Here is a 16,465-nt window from a genome sequence, read left to right on the forward strand (position 1 = left end):
GCCCGCCGCGCCCCGGCGCGTCTCAGGGGGCGGAGTTCGGGACGCTCGGGCTCAGCGCGTAGGCGCGAGTCGGGGTCATGCCGCCGTAGCCGGGCAGGGAGACGGTGTCGAAGGTGCTGACCTGGGCGCAGCCGGACTGTCCGGCGGTCTGGGCGTGGGAGTCCGCCAGGGCCGCCTTGGTGTCGGCTGCGGAGGGGGCCGCGCTGCCGCCGGGGAAGGTGGCGCCGGTGGTCCAGTCGGCGCCGATCAGCAGCACGATCGAGCTGCTCGTGGCGGACTGCTTGAGCGCGGAGGCCTTCAGCCCGAGGGACTTCGCGACGGCCTGCGCCTCGGCGGCCTTGCCGGCGGGGTAGCTGAGCGTCGTGGTCGCGGCGGAGGGGCCGCTGAGCGCGACGGTGTCCTGGCTGTAGCCGGCCCCGATCAGCTTCTGGCTGACGGTGCTCGCGCGGCCGGAGACGCCGGTGCCGTTCTCGACCTTCACCGCAACGGTCGAGGTGTCGACGGGGGTCGCCGACGCCGACGGCGCGGCGGCCGTGCCGCCCTTGGCCTTGCTCTTTATCTCGGTGAGCGACTGGTCGCCGGCGATTGCGGCGAACAGCTGCTGGGCGCCGGCGCCGACGACCAGGCGGGCGTTGTCGGCCGGGTCGGGCTGCGTCTGCATGGTGGCGAAGGTGATGTTGTCCATCGAGATGCCGCTCAGCTCCTGGCCCAGACCGGCGAGCTTGAAGACGCTGTTGAGGCCGGTGTCGACGGTCAGCGCCTTGGTGGCGGCCTGGGCCAGGTCGTACATCGCGGGGACGTCGGTGAGGGTCCCGGCGCTCTTCATCTTCTTGACCATCTGCGACATGAACAGGTGCTGCGCGTAGGTGCGGCCGAGGTCGCCGCCGTCGCCGAAGCCGTGCCGGGTGCGGACGAACTCGAGCGCGGAGACGCCCTTCAGCGTGTGCGTGCCGGCGGCGAGCTTCAGGTGCGAGTAGGGGTCGTAGACGTTCTTGTCGACGCAGACGCTGACGCCGCCGACGGCGTCGGACATGGCGACGACACCGCCGAAGTCGACCTTCATGAAGTGGTCGATGGGTATGCCCGTCAGCTGCTGCACCGCTGCGACGCTGCAGCCGGGGCCCCAGTTCAGCGCGCTGTTGATCATGTCGGTGTGCGCGGACTCACTGGCCGCGTCCTTGGTGGAGTCGCACCGCGGGATGGTGGTCTCCAGGTCGCGCGGGATGCTCATCACCGTCGCGTTGGAGCGGTCCGCGGAGACGTGCAGGACCATCTCGACGTCGGCGCGGGCGCCGGGGCTGCCGCAGTCGCCGCCGAGGCTGCAGTCGGCGGCGCTGGAGCGCTCGTCCGAGCCGATCAGCAGGATGTTGATGGGGCTGCGCCCGAAGGCGTCGACCTTCTCCTTGGTCGTCCCGCACGACTTGCCCGAGCACAGGCTGGACGAGCTGATGTTGCCGTTCAGCTGGTTCACCAGGTAGCAGCCGCCGGCCGCGGCGACGACGGCGATCGAGGCCGCCGAGGCGAGCGCGATCTTCAGAACCTTGCGCCGGCGGGCGCCCGCCCGCTTCCGGCCGCGCCGTGCCGCGGCCCGGCCGCCGACGGCGCTGGAGCCGCCGACGGCGCTCGAGCCGCCGGAGGTGCCGCTGCCTGCGGTGGGGTTCTCGGTCACGGTCATGTCCTCAGTGGTCCCGGCTGATGGGTCGAGGGGCCGACTCTGCCACAGGTTCGTTCGGAAACGGAATGTCGTGAATCACTTCTTGGCAGGGCTCGGTCACCGGCCGGTCCGCAGACGTCATCCGCCTGTCACCTACGCGGATTGACGCTCCCCGTGCCACCACTGGAAGATGAGGGGTCGTTACGCAACCGGTCATCCCATCCGGTCTTCGGACCGGTCCAAGGCCCGAAGGGCGCTGCGCACCCGTGATAGTGATCGACGCCGTCACCAAGCGGTATCCGGACGGAACCACTGCGGTCGACCGGCTCACGCTGGAGATCCCCGACCGCTCGATCACCGTGCTGGTGGGCCCCTCCGGCTGTGGCAAGACCACCACGCTGCGCATGATCAACCGCATGGTCGACCCGAGCGGCGGCCGGATCCTGCTGGACGGGCACGACATCCGCGAGCGCCCCGTCAACGCGCTGCGCCGCTCCATGGGCTACGTCATCCAGCACGCCGGGCTCTTCCCGCACCGGACCGTGATCGAGAACATCGCCACCGTCCCGCGTCTGCTCGGCTGGGACCGGTCCAGAGCCCGCGCCCGCGGGCTGGAGCTGATGGAGCGCGTCGGCCTCGACACCGCCCTCGCCAAGCGCTACCCCTACCAGCTCTCCGGCGGTCAGCAGCAGCGCGTCGGCGTCGCCCGCGCGCTCGCCGCGGACCCGCCGGTGCTGCTCATGGACGAGCCCTTCTCCGCCGTCGACCCGATCGTGCGCAAGGGCCTGCAGGACGAACTGCTGCGCATCCAGGCCGACCTCGGCAAGACCGTGGTCTTCGTCACCCACGACATCGACGAGGCGATCAAGCTCGGCGACATGGTCGCGGTGCTGCGCGAGGGCGGCCGCCTGGCCCAGTACGCCCCGCCCGCCGAGCTGCTCTCCGCGCCTGCCGACGAGTTCGTCGAGGACTTCCTCGGCGCCGACCGCGGCATCCGGCACCTCTCCTTCTTCGGCACCGAGGGCCTGGAGCTCACCGCCGAGCCGATCGTCGCCGAGGACGCCACCACCGAGCAGGTCCGCGCCCACACCATCCCGCAGACCCCCTACGTCCTGGTCACCGACACCGAGGGCCGCCCGCGCGGCTGGACCCACGCGGCCGACCGCGCCGCCGGCCTGCCGACCGAACTGCTGCCCTACGGCCACGCGTTCACCTACGGCCAGGACTCCCTGCGCGCCGCGCTCGACTCCGCCGTCCTGTCGCCCACCGGCTGGGCCGTCGCCGTCGACGCCGAGGGCCGCGCGATCGGCGTCGCCGCCCAGGAGACCATCGCCGCGGCGATCCGCGGAGCCCACGCCACGGTTGGGCCGCGCGACAGCGTGCGGGGCGTGCTCGCGTGAACCACGGCGGTTTCTTCGAGGTCCCCAGCGACCTGCAGAACACCTGGTGGGGCCTGGTCGGCTGGCAGTGCGAACTCGCCCTGCTGCCCGTGCTCTACGGGCTGATCCTGGCCCTGCCGCTCGGCATGCTCTGCGCCCGCTTCCGCTGGATCTACCCCCCGGTGCTGGGCGTGGCCACCGTCTTCTACGCCATCCCGTCGCTGGCCTTCTTCGTCTTCCTGATCGACTACTACGGCGAGAGCGACATCACCGTCGAGATCCCGCTCACCGTCTACTCGCTGGTCGTGCTGATCCCCGCGATCGTCGACGGCATGCGCTCGGTCTCCGAGGACACCCGGGCCGCCGCGACCGCGATGGGCTTCGGCACCCTGCGCCGCTACCTGCAGGTCGAACTCCCCATCGCCGTCCCCGCGGTGATCGCGGGCCTGCGCGTGGCCACGGTCTCCAGCGTCAGCCTGGTCAGCGTCGGCATGCTGATCGGCAACGAGGGCGCCCTCGGCAACCTGCTCTCCGACGCCCTCAGCTACCACCGTCCGCTGCTCGCCTGGGACGCGGTGCTCTCCATCGCCGTCATCGGCGTGGTGCTGGACGCCCTGCTCGTACTGGCCCGCCGGCTGCTGACGCCGTGGGCGCGGAAGGCGACCGCCAAGTGAACCTCTTCGGGTACGCCCAGCAGTTCTTCGACGCCCCCGGCCGATGGTCCGGCGCGGACGGCATTCCCCAGCGGCTGCTGGAGCACGTCCAGTACAGCGCGGTCGCCCTGCTGATCGCGATGGTCATCGCGCTCCCCGTCGGCCTGCTGACCGGTCACACGGGCCGGGGCGGCAACGCACTTTCCGTGCTGGCGACCGCGGCGCGGGCGCTGCCGAGCTTCGGCCTGCTGGTGCTGCTCACCATCCTCATGGGCCTGGGCATGACCCCGGTGATGGTCCCCCTGGTCGCCCTGGCGGTCCCGCCGATCCTGGTCACCACCTACGAGGCGATCCGCGCGGTGGACCCCGCGCTGGTCGACGCCGCGCGCGGCATGGGGCTGCCGCGGTGGCGCGTGCTCGCCCAGGTGGAGCTGCCGGTCGCGCTCCCGCTGATCCTGAGCGGCATCCGCTCGGGCGCGATCCAGATCGTCTCCACGGCGACGATCGCGGCGTACGTCTCCTTCGGCGGCCTCGGCCGCTACATCGTCGACGGCCTCAGCCAGGTCGACTACGCCAAGGTCGTCGGCGGCGCGATCCTGGTCGCGGCGCTGGCGCTGGCCACGCTGGGGTTCTTCTGGGCCTTGAACAAGGTCCTGGTCTCGCCGGGCGTCCGGCGACGCTGACCCCGGGGGAGGCGCAGCCTCCAGGGGCGCGGGGAACTGCGCGAGAAACCACCCGGTGCGGATGGCCCCGCGCGTTCGGGCCCTACCTGCTCGGGTGGTTTGCCGCGCAGTTCCCCGCGCCGCTTGGTCGTGCAACTGCCTGGGGGAGCATCCGTGACGGCTCGCGCCCACGCAGGGGGCACCTCCCGGCCGAAGGCTGGGGGAGGAGCCGCATATCGGCAGAGCCCCGCGCCCCCGAGGGAGTGCGACCTCGGGCGGTGCCTACGCCTCGGCCCGCTCCAATGCGAGCTCCAGGACGACCAGCAGCGCGTCCCGGACGCTGCCGCGTTCGCGGGCGTCGAAGAGGACGAGGGGGACGGTGTCGGGGATGTCCAGGGCCCAGCGGACCTCGTCCAGGTCGTGGTCGAGGTTGCCGTCGAAGACGTTGATGCCGACCGCGAACGGCAGGCCCTTGTTCTCGAAGTAGTCGACCGCCGCGAAGCAGTCGTCCAGGCGGCGGGTGTCCACGATGACCAGACCGCCCAGCGCGCCCGCGACGAGGTCGTCCCACATGAAGCCGAAGCGGTCCTGCCCGGGGGTGCCGAACAGGTACAGCTTCAGCGTCGGGTCGAGCGTGATGCAGCCGAAGTCCATGGCCACCGTGGTGGTGGTCTTGTGGGGGGTGTGGGTCAGGTCGTCTACGCCCGCGGCGACCTCCGTGATGGAGGCCTCCGTGGTGAGGGGTTCGATCTCGGAGATGGAGGCGACGGTCGTGGTCTTGCCCACGCCGAAGCCGCCCGCGATGACCATCTTGACCGGCAGCGGCGGGCGGCCCGCGCCGGCGACGGAGGAGTTAGGCAGGGCGGTCGTTGTCACGCGTGAGGCCTCGTGAGTCGGGGACGGCGCGCAGACCCTCGATCACCCGGCGCAGGACGGAGAGATCGTGGGCGGTGCCGGCCTGGGGTGCGTGGACGGTCAGCTGGCGCGAGATGCGCAGATCCCCGGCCAGGACCCGCACCACGTTCAGGTGCAGGTGCAGCCGGGCCGCGATCTCCGCGAGCGAGAGGGGTTCGCCGCAGGCCGCGACGATGTCGTGTTCTTCGAAGGTGAGCGTCGGCAGGGCCGCGAGGCCCTCCGCCGTGGCGACGACCTGCGTCTCCAGCGGCAGCCGCTGCTCGTCGGTCACGCGTCCCGCGGTGACCAGGAACGGACGGACCGCGAGGCTGCGTCGTACCGGCTCGCCCGCGGAGCCGACCGCTCCGGGACTCGTGGCCGGCTCGTCGTCGGGCAGCGCGACGTACGGCCGCAGGGGCCGTACCACCGCGTCGTCGGATCCGGGGTCCGCGGGAGTCACGCCCCGACGCCGTTCTTCAACTCCATGATCAGCTGCGGGCTCAGTGCGGCGCCGGCGCGGTTGGCGAACAGGGTCATCTCGTAGGCGATGTTGCCCAGCTTGGCCTCCTTGGAGGCCACCACGCCGAGCACGCAGCCGTTGCCGATCGAGGAGACCAGCAGGTGGCCGCCCTCCAGGTCGATGATGACCTTGTTCAGGCCGCCCAGGCCGTAGTTGCCGGAGGCGCCCGCCGCCAGGCTGGTGATGCCGGAGACGATCGCGGCCAGCCGCTCGGAGTCGGCGTGGTCGCGCAGCCGGGAGACCGCGATCAGCAGGCCGTCCGAGGAGACAGCGATGGCGTCGACGACGCCCGCGGTGTCGGTGGCGAAGCGGCCCAGCAGCCAGGTGAAGTCCGCCGCGGCGCTCTGCAGGTCCTGCACGGTGGGCTCGGTGGTCACTGTCCCACTCCTTCCGTTCGCTCGGGATTGCTTGTGGTGCCGATGGTGCTTGTGGTGCTGGTGGTGCTCGAGATCCCCGGCGCGCTGTCGCGCTCGGCGCGGCTCACCGCCGCCTCGAACTCCTCCAGGGAGGAGCGGACCTCGTCCGGGTCGGCCGGGCGGGCCGCCAGGCGGTCGGCGCTGCTCAGGCCCTCGCGCAGGGTCGCCCCGCGCACCCGGCGGCGCAGTCCGCCGCCGAGGCCGGGCCGTTCGCGACGTGACTCCGGCGGTGTCTGCGGCGTCTCCGACGTCTGCGGAGCCGTCGGAGCGGCCGGCGGCTCCTCCGCGGTCGGCGCCTTGCGGACCGGCAGGCCCGCGTCCGTCGTGGCGTTGGCCGTCCGGGCGTGGGGGAGGGCCGGAGCCGGGTCGTCCGGGCGCGCGTGGGTGGAGTCCGGCTCGCGACGGGGCGCGAACAGGTCCGGCTCCGGCTCGAGGTCGGCGGCGCGCACCGCGACCGCGGGCGCCGCCGGAGTCGGCTGGTGCCGGCGCGCGGCCGGCGGCAGGATCGTGGCGGTGGCCGAAGCACCCAGTGCGAGTGCGGCCTTGGCGGCCGGCGGCAGCGCTCCGGCCGGGGACCAGGTCAGTCCGGCGCGCGGCGCGCTCGGCGTGACCAGCTCGCTCGGCACCACGACCTGGCAGGTGACACCGCCGCCGGGGGTCCGGCTCAGGGTGACCTGGATGTTCCAGCGCCGGGCCAGCACGCCGACGACGAACAGGCCGAGCACCCGGGTCGGGGCCAGGTCGAGGCGTTCGCGGCGGACCAGCCGTGCGTTCTCCTCGGACAGGCGCTCCGAGCTCATGCCGAGACCGTGGTCGACGATCTCCAGCACCGCCTGGCCGTCCTCCTCCCGCAGCGTCACCGCGACCTCGCTGTGCGCGGGGGAGAAGGAGACGGCGTTCTCCAGCAGCTCGGCCAGCATCAGCACCAGGTCGCCGACGACGTCCGGCGCCACCGTGGCGTCGACCCGGGCGGTGAGGCGGACCCGCTCGAAGCCCTCGATCTGGCCCAGCGCGGCCCGCACGACGTGGCTCAACTCGGCCGGGCGACCGTCGAGTTCGGTCTCGCGGATGCCGGCCAGCAGCATCAGGGAGTCGGCGTTGCGCTGCAGGCGCACCGCGATGTGGTCGATCCGGTAGAGCTGCTCCAGCAGTTCGGGGTCGGTCTCGCCGCGCTCGACCGAGTCGATCAGGCTGAGCTGGCGGCCGGTCAGGTTGGCGACGCGGCGGCCGATGTTGCCGAACATCTCGGCGATGTTCCGACGGCTCTGCACCTGGCGCTCCAGCAGCGCGCCGGCGGTGCTCTGCACCTGGTTGAACGCCTTGGCCAGCTCGCCGATCTCGTCCTCGGCGGGGATCGGCAGGTCCTCCAGCTGCGGCGGACCCTCGGCGTTGTCGACCGCGTCCTCGTCGGCGACGCGGGAGAGCTCCTGCGCGGAGAGCTCGGAGACCCGGCGGGCGGCCTCAGTCACCTGCTGCAGCGGGCCGAGGATCGAGCGGCGGATCAGGGCCAGCAGCAGCACCCAGCCGAAGAAGATGACGGCGGCCAGGCCGAGCAGGATCGAGGCACGCCACCAGGCGCGGGTCGAGTCCAACTGCGCCTCGCCGGCGATCTCGGGGATCAGCTCGCCCGTGATGCGGGCACGCTTCTGGGACTCCCGCACGGCGGACGGCTGCAGTGCGAGCGCCTGGGCTCGGGCCGCCTTGAGATCGGCCGCGGACACCTCCGTCAGGGCCGAGGTCTTGAGCCAGAGGCTGCTGAGCGCCGACTCCAGGTTCACCTCGTCGGGGCCGAACTCGATGCCGCCCAGCGCGTTCGACCGGTCGGTCGGGGCGATCGCGGTGAAGCGGGCGACCTGCGCCTGGTAGAGCTGGATGCTGCCCTCGGCGACGCCGAACTGCGTGGTGGCGTCGGAGTCCCGGGTCAGCGCGGAGACGACGGCCGTCTCGAACTGTGCGTGCGCGGAGTCGGCACGCAGCAGCGAGTCGAGCTGGTCGGAGAGCCGGGCGGTCGACTGGTTGCTCTGCGGCGCACTGAGCCCGAGGCCGTCGATCAGGCTCTCGGCCACGTTGCCGTAGGCGGCGTCGATGTTGTCGGTCGGCAGCTGGCCGGAGGTGATGGTCTGCCGCGGAACCTGCAGGCCCGCCTCGAGCACCTGGAGCGCGGTGGCCAGATCCGCGGGGATCGCGGAGCCGAACGTCTGCCGCACCTTGTCGACCTGTGCGTCGGTGGCGGCCTGCGCGGCCACGTACGAGTCCCGGTCCGGGATGCTCTTCGCCCGGTTGGTCGGGGTCTCCCAGTAGCTCTCGTAGTAGAGGATCGCCTGCGACTGTTCGTGCTGGACGTCATCCACGAGTTGGGCCACGGTGCCGCTGCGGGAGAGCAGGTCCGCTTCGTTCGCCGCGGATTCGGCCTGGTTGACCTGGCCGTTCACATAGACGGCGAAAAGCACCGAAATCATCACGAGCGGGACCGCGATCAGCGCGTTGAGCTTGCGCCGGAACGGCAGACGCGCGAGGCGGCGTCCGAGGCGGTCGGCCAAGGTGTCCAGGGAGGACAAAGGGAACTCCTACTGTCCCTGCGAATCCTGCATATTGACGATGTTTCCGTCGTCGGGTCGAACCTGAGCTCGCCCCCCGAACCCGTGACCGCGGGCGAGACTACCGCTTGTGTCGACTGTTTGTCAGAGTCGCCTGTGAACATTGCGCTACAAAGGCCCCATCTGGCTTCCGATTTCGGCCAGTGAGAGGCCACTATCGGTCGGTCCGGAGGGTGGATCGTGACCAGATCGGCGTTGACTCAGGTCTCCGGCAATGGATTTGATCAACCGTAAGCACGCGTCACATCAAGCGACAAGCGACTCAAGCGACAACAGCAGAAGCCGGATTGGAACCGTGACCTCCTTCAACGTCTCCCGCTCCACCCGTACCCGCGCGGCCGCTGCCCTGGTGGCCTCCGCAGCCGCCGTCGCCCTCTCCGCCTGCGGCTCTTCCAGCTCCTCCAGCACGGGCAGCAACCCGCTGGCCCCCACCGCCGCCGCCGCCGGCGGCGCGATCACGGTCGGCAGCAACAACTTCGCCGAGAGCACGATCCTGGCCGACATCTACGGCCACGCCCTCGCGGCCAAGGGCTTCCAGGTGAAGTACCACGCCAACATCGGCAGTCGGGAGATCTCCTACGGCCTGATGAAGAACGGCCTCGTCACGGTGATGCCGGAGTACAACGGCGCGCTGCTGTCCTACCTGGACCCGACGGCCGTCCCGACCAGCACCGCGGACACCGACACCAAGGCCTCCGCCAAGCTGGCCGGCGTCCTGCAACTGCTCAACCCCTCGATGGCCGAGGACAAGGACTCGCTGACGGTCAACTCCAACACCGCCAAGCAGTACACCCTCACCTCCTCCTCCACGATCAGCTCGCTGCCCCCGAAGGTCGCCGCCTCGCTCGTCATCGGCGCGGCGCCGGAGTTCCAGACCCGGGAGCAGGGCCTGGTGGGCCTGAAGGACAAGTACGGCCTGCAGTTCAAGAGCTTCAAGGCGCTCGACCCGGGCGGCACGCTCACCAAGACGGCGCTCCAGGGCAACGACGTCCAGATCGCTGACATCTTCACCACCGACCCGTCGATCCAGAAGAACGGCTGGGTGACCTTGCTCGACGACAAGGGCCTCTTCGGCTTCCAGAACGTGGTGCCGCTGGCCAACAAGTCGCTCCCGGCCGGCGCGGCGACGGTGCTCAACGACGTCTCGGCCAAGCTCACCACCGCCGGTCTGATGGCCCTCAACGCTCAGGTGGGCCTCCAGGGTGCCGACCCGGCCCAGGTCGCTGACCAGTGGCTGAAGGCCAACGGCCTGTCGTGATCCAGCCGGCCTGATCCACCCGTGCCTCGGCACGCGGAGGGGCCCGGAACCGTGTGACGGTTCCGGGCCCCTCACTCGTTCTCTCGCGCTGTTCTCTCTCGGGCTGTTCTCTCAGGCCTGGCCGTCCGGGCCGAGGTCCTCGGTGCGGCCCTGCGCGTCGGGCTGCGAGTCCTCGACGCGCCGCAGCATGCGCCCGAGCGCCCCGGACAGCTCCGCGCGTTCCTCGGGCGAGGCGTCCTGCAGCAGGCTCTCCTCGAAGACGGCCGCCATCCGCATCGACTCCAACCACTTCTCGCGTCCGAGCTCGGTCAGCTCGATGTTGACGCGGACCCGGTTGCTCTCGTCCCGGCTGCGGGTGACGAGTCCGGCCGTGGCCATCCGGTCGACGCGGTGGGTCATCGCCGCGGGCGTCAGCCCGATCCGCTTGGCCAGCTCACCCGGCCCGAGCCGGTAGGGCGCGCCGGCGACGATCAGGGCCTTGAGCACCTCCCAGTCGGCGGAGGAGATGCCCAGGTCGTTGAGGTGCCGCCCGTAGGCCACCGACATCCGCCGGGCAAGCCGGCTCAGCGACGAGACGATCGTCTCGACCTGCGGGTCCACGTTGGGGAACTCGCGCTGGTAGACCGCGACCTGCTCGCTGATGGCGAGCTCGTGCGGCGGCTCCTGGGACGACGACTCTGTCATGCCGACCAGTATCTCATCATGCTCAAGCCTTGCGGGATTAAAACTTGCGCTGTGAAGACTTTAGTAGTGTATTCTTTCGTACGATACGACGAGAGAGCGTGTGGCGGAGCGAAGAGAAGGGCGGTGTGGGACATGGCGATCACGAGGGAGAACACGATGCAGGGGGCGCTGCGCCGCGTCCAGGTGGGGAACGCCCTGAGTGCCTTCGGCAGCGGGTTCACCCTGCCGTACATGTTCGTGTACGTGGAGCACGTGCGCGGTCTGGGATCCCTGACCGCCTGGCTGGTCTTCACGCTGTTCGCCGCCGCCGCGCTGGTGGTGCTGCCGCTCGGCGGTCGCGGCATCGACCGCTTCGGCCCGCGCCCGGTGCTGGTCGCCGGCGCCGTGCTGACCGCGCTGGGTGCGGCCTCCTTCGGCCTGGCCACCACGCACTGGACCATCCTGCTGGCCGCCTTCCTCTTCGGCGCCGGCGTCACCACCTGCCAGCCCGCGCTGGCCACCATGGTGGTCCGCTGCTCCACCCGCACGACCCGGGCACACGCCTTCGCGCTGCAGTTCACCCTGGTCAACCTGGGCATGGGCATCGGCGCGATGATCGGCGGCCAGATCGTCGACGTCTCCCGGCCGGGCAGCCTGACGCTGCTCTTCTCCATCGAGGCCGTGATGTTCCTGGTGCTGGCCGCCGTCACCGGCTCGGTCCGGCTCCCGGCGGTGTCGGTCGTCGCCGAGGAGAGCCCCGCGGCGGCGGAGCGCGGCCGCTCCGACTTCCGCACGCTGCTGGGCGACCACGCCATGGTGAAGCTGTCGGTCCTTGCCGGGCTGATCTTCTTCGCCTGCTACGGCCAGTTCGAGAGCGGCGTCGCCGCGTACGCGACCAGCACGGTCGGGATCTCCCCGTCCGCGCTCGGCCTCGGCCTCGGCGTCAACACCTTCGCGATCGTGCTGCTGCAGATGGTCGTCGTCCGGATCACCTCCCGCCGTCGTCGCACGACCGCGATCGCGGCGACCGGTGTGGTGTGGCTGGCCGCGTGGATCTTCGCGGCGGTCGCGGGCCTCTTCCACGGCGGCTCGTTCGCGGCGATCGGCTCGATGATGATGACGTACGCCCTCTTCGGCGTCGGCGAGGCACTGCTCGCGCCGACCCTGGGCCCGATCGTCGCGGACCTCGCCCCGGCACGGCTGCTCGGCACCTACAACGCGGCGTTCGCGCTGGTCAAGCAGGTCGCCATCGCACTCGGTCCCGCCCTGGGCGTCCTCCTGGTCGGCGCCGGCCTCTCCACGGTCTACCTGGCCGCGCTGGCCCTGTGCTGCGTCGCCATCACGGTCGCGGCGTGGCGCCTGCGCCGCGTCCTGCCTGCGGTGGCGGACAACGCCGTCCCGGCCCGCAGCACGGTCGTGGCCGGATCCCAGCACACGGTTGAGCTGGCAACGGCGGCGTAGCTGCACCTTCCAGGGGCGCGAGGCTCTGCCAATATGCGGCTCCGCCGCGCGGGCGCGACCAGCCACTGATGAGCAGATGGTGCCACGCGCAGGGCCATCCGCACGCCGGTGGTTTCTCGCGCAGTTCCCCGCGCCCCTGGGTAGTGCACGGCACCTGTTCGGGTTAAGTCGAGCGTGCCCGGGGCGCGGCGGAGTCGCGGAGGTGCGAGCCTCGGCAAGTGAGACGAGTGTCGAGGACCAACGCCACCGCGCTGCTGTTCCTCCTCTTCGTCCTCGTCCAGGCGCTCGGGCTGTCCGCGAGCAGCTGGAGCAACGACAGCTACCGCTACGACCTGCTCGCCCACCGGTACGCGGGGCAGTCCGTCCTCGCGGCGACCCGTGCCGCGAACGCGGACCACTGCGCCGAGTGGGCCCGCCAGGACCTTCGGGGACGGTTGCTGCTGCCCTCCGCAGGATCGTTTCCCGCGCCCGCTCCCGCGGACGCCGCGGCCTGCCGGGCGCGCCTCGGCGCAACCGTGCTGCCGCCGAACGACCCGCGGTACACGCGGATCTTCTCCACCCGGCCGGGTTACCCGCTGCTGGCCGTGCCGCTCGTCTCCCTGCTCGGCGGTCCCACCGGGCTGCGCCTCACCGCGGTGCTGCTGACCGGGCTGGCGGGCGTGCTGGTCTTCGCGACGCTGCGCGTCCTGCTGCCGGCCGCTCGGGTGCTCGTCGCCGCGTTCGGGCAGGTGCTCTGCTACCTCGGCCCGACGGGGGCGTACGGGGTCCGCCCGCTCTCGGAGGGGGCCGCGCTGCTCGGGCTGACGGCGGGCCTGCTCGCGGTCGCGCTCTGCTGCGCCCGGCCACGCACCCGCGGCCGCCTGTGGGCCGGCGGGACGCTGCTCGCCGGCGCATACCTCGGGCTCGGACTGGTCCGCTACGCGGAGGCGCTGCCGGTGGCGCTCGTCACCGCGCTCGGTGCGGGCCTGTGCCTGGCCTGGCGCCGCAGCCGCTCCGGCGGGGCGGTCGTGGTGGGCGCGGTCTCGGCGCTCGCGCTGGTCGCGCTCGGCGCCGCGGACGCGGTCTGGCACCTGCCGTCGCTGACGCTGAGTCTGCAGGACCTGTTCTCGCAGCACTTCACCCAGCCGCTCGCGCCCGATCCGCGCGCCCGGCTCGCCGTCCTGAACGGGCGCTTCTGGTGGCAGTGGCTGCAGGGGGAGGCGCTCACGCCGGTGCTGCCGGTGGCGCTCGTCCTCGCCGCGCTCGGGCTGCGGCGCGCGCCGGGCCCGGTGGCCGCGTTCGCGGCGGGCTGCGCGGTGACCGGCGTGGCCGCCGTGGCCGCGCATCCGCTCGCCTACGAAGCGGACCGGCTGCTGCTTCCGGTCTGGCTGCCGGTCCTGGTCGGGCTGCCGCTCTGGCTGGCGTCGGTGAACATCGCACGACGGGTGAATGAACACCCGTCATCTCGGCTGCTTGCGTCTACACGCTTGTAGTAATTTCGGGCTGCTTGTCATCCCGTCCCTCGAGCAGCCCAAGGTCGCCATACCGATGTCCGTGCTCACTTATCCCGAAGCGATCGGCGTCGGCCTGCTGCAGGGCGTCACCGAGCTGTTCCCCGTCTCCAGCCTCGGTCACAGCATCCTGATCCCGGCCCTGCTCGGGAAGCCGTTCTCGGACGACCTCAACGTCGCGGGTGACAAGTCGCCCTACCTGAGCGTCCTGATCGGTCTGCACCTGGCGACCGCCCTCGCGCTGGTCGTCTACTTCCGCAAGGACTGGGCGCGGATCATCCAGGGGCTCTACAGCTCGATCCGCGAGCGGCGCATCGAGACGGTGAACCAGCGCCTGGCCTGGCTCCTGATCGTGGCCACCATCCCCGTCGGCGTCGCCGGCATCGCGCTGGACAAGTTCTTCCGCGAGCACCTGGGCAAGCCCGAGGTCGCCGCGTTCTTCCTGATGCTCAACGGCTTCGTGCTCTTCACCGCCGAGCGGCTCAAGCGCGGCGGCACCGGCCGTCGCCGGGCCGGGGACGGGACCGGGCCGGGCGACGAGAACGTGCACCCCGACGTCCTCTCGGACCGGCGCATCGTCAAGCTCGGCTGGGGCAGTGCGCTCTTCGTCGGGGCCGCGCAGATCGCCGCGCTGCTGCCCGGCATCAGCCGCTCCGGTGTGACCATGAGTGCGGGCATCTTCAAGGGCCTGCGCCACGAGGACTCGGCGCGCTTCGCCTTCCTGCTGGCCACCCCGGCGATCGGCGGCGCCGCGCTGCTGAAGATGCCCGGGCTGCTCGGCTCCGAGGGCGCGGGCATCCACGGGCAGCTGCTGGCGGGCAGCATCGCCGCCTTCGTCGCCGGCTATGTCGCGGTGCGGTTCCTCGACAAGTACTTCGAGACCAAGACGCTGACCCCGTTCGCGATCTACTGCTTCCTCGCGGGTGCCGGCAGCCTGGTCTACCTCTCCATGTAGCGCAGTGGTGACGGCGCGTCGAACAGTGGTCCCCGGTGACCGGGTGCTGCACTGGACGGTGTGCGACCACGACGTGCTCGAAGCCTCCTCCCGCCGACCGCCCTGCTGCTGTTCGCGCTGGCCGGCTGCGTGCAGGTCGACGGGCGCGGGTCCGATCTCGCGCCGCACTACGCACAGCCCTTCGTCAGCGTCTCCCCGGTGGCGCCCGCGCCGGTGCCGACCGGGTACGACGCCAAGGCCGACGCGGCGGCCGCCGTGGCCGCCGCGCTCGCGCAGTCGCGGCGGGACGGGCGGCCGGTGCTGGTGGAGTTCGGCGCCGACTGGTGCGTGGACTGCCAGGCGCTCGCCCGGCGTGCCACCGAGCCGGCCGTGAAGCTCGTGCTGCAGCGCGACTACCGGCTCGTCACCGTCGACGTCGGGCACTTCGACCGCAACGGCGCGCTGGCCGCCCGCTGGATCGACCTCAAGCGCAGCGGCATCCCCGCGCTGGTGGTGCTCAACCCCGACGGCAGCGTCCGGGCCACCACCCAGGACGGCAGCTTCGCCAACGCCCGCACGCTCTCCTCCGACGCCGTCGCGGGCCGGCTCGTCGCCTGGCTGTACCCCCCTTCCCGATCATGACGGGATTCGCCCGAAGTCATGAATCAGGGCTGATCGGCTGGATCGTGCGGGTACGCACCTGATCTGATGCCGCCACAGGCGCCACCCGCGCCCGGAAGGCGGTGCCCCATGACCTCCCTGAACGTGAACGGCCTGCTGACCCTCCTGGTCGAGTCGGCCCAACGGCGGCTGCTCTGGATCATGCTGCTGGCCTACGCCCTGGCCGCCGGCTGGCCCGAGCCGGGCCTGGCGCTGCGCGGCGTGACGCCGCTCCAGCTCGCCGGGGCCGCCGTCCCGCTCCAGGCAGGCCTGCTGGCCGTGATGGTCTTCAACGCCGGGCTCACCGCCCGCGCCGAGGCCCTGCCCGGCCTGCTGCGCCATCCCCGGGCGCTGCTCGTCGGCATCGCCGCCAACGCCCTGCTGCCCACCGTGCTGCTCGCCGTCGGCGCGGTCGCCGCCCAGGGCTGGCACAGCCCGCACGAGGCCCAGAGCCTGCTGGTCGGGCTGGCCCTGGTCGGCGCGATGCCGGTCGCGGCCGGGGCCACGGTCTTCGCCCAGGGCAGCGAGGGCAACGCGACGCTGACGCTGGGCCTGGTCATCGGCAGCACCCTGCTCAGTCCGCTGACCATCCCGCTCGGCCTGCACCTCGGCGGCTTCCTCGCCTCCGGCCCGTACGCGGCCGACCTCCACGCCGCCGCGGCCCACGCGTGCAGCGTCCTCGCCGTGGTGACGGTCGTCCTGCCCTGCGCGTTCGGCCTCGGGCTCGGGCGGCTGCTGCGCGCCCGCCACCCCGCCCTGCTCACCGCCGCGCTGCCGTCGGTCAGGGTGGTCAACCTGGCCGTGGTGGTGCTGCTCAGCTACACCAACGCCTGCGGCGGGCTGGGCCAGGTGGTGGCCCGTCCGGATCCTGACTTCCTGCTGCTGGTGGCGGTCGCCGCGGCGGCGATGTGCGGGGGCTCGTTCCTGACGGGCTGGGTGCTGGCCGGCCGGCTCGGCCTGCCGCGCGCGGACGCGATCGCCCTCGCCTACGCATCCGGCATGAACAACAGCAGCGCTGGGGCGGTCGTCGCGGTCACCCGGCTGCCGGGGAACCCGGCGGTGCTGGTCCCGATCCTGGCCTACAGCGTCCTGCAGAAGATCCTCGCGTCACAGCTCGGGGCCTTTGTCCGACATGCCCGATTCGATGACGAAACTTCAGTCGGACGCTGACCAGCGGCCGCTGTGGTCCCAACTGCCCCCCGGGAACCACTTGGATTCAGGCCG

General features: G+C 71.8%; 15 protein-coding genes. 9 read left to right on the forward strand and 6 right to left on the reverse strand.

Annotated elements, in window-relative coordinates; all coding sequences use genetic code 11:
• Positions 1-22: 22 nt before the first annotated feature.
• Positions 23-1,675, reverse strand: a complete 1,653-nt coding sequence (locus BMY61_RS08835) for an LCP family protein (protein WP_083555144.1) — start codon at positions 1,673-1,675, stop codon at positions 23-25.
• Between the two features lie 245 nt (positions 1,676-1,920).
• Here BMY61_RS08835 and BMY61_RS08840 point away from each other — a divergent pair, with 245 nt between their 5' ends.
• The 3 genes from BMY61_RS08840 to BMY61_RS08850 are packed head-to-tail and all read left to right on the forward strand — an operon-like array spanning position 1,921 to position 4,369.
• Entirely contained in the window at positions 1,921-3,054 is a 1,134-nt protein-coding gene (locus BMY61_RS08840) for an ABC transporter ATP-binding protein (protein ID WP_042453735.1), read from the forward strand.
• Entirely contained in the window at positions 3,051-3,707 is a 657-nt protein-coding gene (locus BMY61_RS08845; protein WP_042453734.1) for an ABC transporter permease, read from the forward strand. Before BMY61_RS08840 ends, BMY61_RS08845 begins: the two co-directional genes overlap by 4 nt.
• Positions 3,704-4,369 carry an ABC transporter permease gene (locus BMY61_RS08850; RefSeq protein WP_042453733.1) on the forward strand — a complete coding sequence of 222 codons (666 nt, stop codon included), beginning with the start codon at positions 3,704-3,706 and terminating at the stop codon, positions 4,367-4,369. Before BMY61_RS08845 ends, BMY61_RS08850 begins: the two co-directional genes overlap by 4 nt.
• Positions 4,370-4,630: 261 nt before the next feature.
• Here the strand turns inward: BMY61_RS08850 and BMY61_RS08855 are convergent, their stop codons facing one another.
• From BMY61_RS08855 to BMY61_RS08870, 4 genes are read right to left on the reverse strand one after another with little or no spacing between them, the layout of a single operon-like run.
• Positions 4,631-5,158 carry a GTP-binding protein gene (locus BMY61_RS08855; protein ID WP_082015351.1) on the reverse strand — a complete coding sequence of 176 codons (528 nt, stop codon included), beginning with the start codon at positions 5,156-5,158 and terminating at the stop codon, positions 4,631-4,633.
• Positions 5,159-5,201: 43 nt separating this feature from the next.
• A complete protein-coding gene (locus BMY61_RS08860) occupies positions 5,202-5,639 on the reverse strand; it encodes a DUF742 domain-containing protein (RefSeq protein WP_042453862.1) in 438 nt (145 codons plus the stop codon).
• A gap of 59 nt (positions 5,640-5,698) precedes the next feature.
• Positions 5,699-6,139 (reverse strand): roadblock/LC7 domain-containing protein, encoded by a 441-nt coding sequence (locus BMY61_RS08865; protein ID WP_042453731.1) that lies wholly within the window; start codon positions 6,137-6,139, stop codon positions 5,699-5,701.
• A complete protein-coding gene (locus tag BMY61_RS08870) occupies positions 6,136-8,736 on the reverse strand; it encodes an ATP-binding protein (protein ID WP_042453730.1) in 2,601 nt (866 codons plus the stop codon). The genes BMY61_RS08865 and BMY61_RS08870 overlap by 4 nt, the downstream gene beginning before the upstream one ends.
• 334 nt (positions 8,737-9,070) lie before the next feature.
• Between BMY61_RS08870 and BMY61_RS08875 the strand changes: the two genes are divergently transcribed.
• Positions 9,071-10,033, forward strand: a complete 963-nt coding sequence (locus BMY61_RS08875) for an ABC transporter substrate-binding protein (RefSeq protein ID WP_236656350.1) — start codon at positions 9,071-9,073, stop codon at positions 10,031-10,033.
• Positions 10,034-10,144: 111 nt separating this feature from the next.
• Here BMY61_RS08875 and BMY61_RS08880 read toward each other — a convergent pair whose 3' ends face one another.
• Positions 10,145-10,717 (reverse strand): MarR family winged helix-turn-helix transcriptional regulator, encoded by a 573-nt coding sequence (locus tag BMY61_RS08880; protein ID WP_042453729.1) that lies wholly within the window; start codon positions 10,715-10,717, stop codon positions 10,145-10,147.
• Positions 10,718-10,849: 132 nt separating this feature from the next.
• On the opposite strand from BMY61_RS08880, the gene BMY61_RS08885 reads away from it, so the two are divergent.
• The 5 genes from BMY61_RS08885 to BMY61_RS08905 all read left to right on the forward strand — a co-directional run bounded on the left by BMY61_RS08885 (position 10,850) and on the right by BMY61_RS08905 (position 16,411).
• Complete coding sequence (locus BMY61_RS08885; RefSeq protein ID WP_236656349.1) at positions 10,850-12,157, forward strand: MFS transporter; 1,308 nt, start codon at positions 10,850-10,852, stop codon at positions 12,155-12,157.
• Between the two features lie 227 nt (positions 12,158-12,384).
• A complete protein-coding gene (locus tag BMY61_RS08890; RefSeq protein WP_042453728.1) occupies positions 12,385-13,629 on the forward strand; it encodes a hypothetical protein in 1,245 nt (414 codons plus the stop codon).
• Positions 13,630-13,684: 55 nt separating this feature from the next.
• Positions 13,685-14,602 (forward strand): undecaprenyl-diphosphate phosphatase, encoded by a 918-nt coding sequence (locus BMY61_RS08895; protein ID WP_042453727.1) that lies wholly within the window; start codon positions 13,685-13,687, stop codon positions 14,600-14,602.
• A 60-nt stretch (positions 14,603-14,662) separates the two neighbouring features.
• Complete coding sequence (locus tag BMY61_RS08900) at positions 14,663-15,223, forward strand: thioredoxin family protein (RefSeq protein ID WP_052439084.1); 561 nt, start codon at positions 14,663-14,665, stop codon at positions 15,221-15,223.
• A gap of 108 nt (positions 15,224-15,331) precedes the next feature.
• Positions 15,332-16,411 carry a bile acid:sodium symporter family protein gene (locus BMY61_RS08905; protein ID WP_042453726.1) on the forward strand — a complete coding sequence of 360 codons (1,080 nt, stop codon included), beginning with the start codon at positions 15,332-15,334 and terminating at the stop codon, positions 16,409-16,411.
• Positions 16,412-16,465 lie beyond the last annotated feature (54 nt).

It is taken from the genome of Streptacidiphilus jiangxiensis, from assembly GCF_900109465.1.
In the GTDB taxonomy this organism is placed as follows: domain Bacteria; phylum Actinomycetota; class Actinomycetes; order Streptomycetales; family Streptomycetaceae; genus Streptacidiphilus; species Streptacidiphilus jiangxiensis.

Bases quoted from the DNA above. Each gene is read 5' to 3' on its own strand.
- BMY61_RS08855 (WP_082015351.1), bottom strand. From the start codon at position 5,158: ATGGTCATCGCGGGCGGCTTCGGCGTGGGCAAGACCACGACCGTCGCC.
- BMY61_RS08895 (WP_042453727.1), top strand. From the start codon at position 13,685: ATGTCCGTGCTCACTTATCCCGAAGCGATCGGCGTCGGCCTGCTGCAG.
- BMY61_RS08905 (WP_042453726.1), top strand. From the start codon at position 15,332: ATGACCTCCCTGAACGTGAACGGCCTGCTGACCCTCCTGGTCGAGTCG.
- BMY61_RS08835 (WP_083555144.1), bottom strand. From the start codon at position 1,675: ATGACCGTGACCGAGAACCCCACCGCAGGCAGCGGCACCTCCGGCGGC.
- BMY61_RS08885 (WP_236656349.1), top strand. From the start codon at position 10,850: ATGGCGATCACGAGGGAGAACACGATGCAGGGGGCGCTGCGCCGCGTC.
- BMY61_RS08880 (WP_042453729.1), bottom strand. From the start codon at position 10,717: ATGACAGAGTCGTCGTCCCAGGAGCCGCCGCACGAGCTCGCCATCAGC.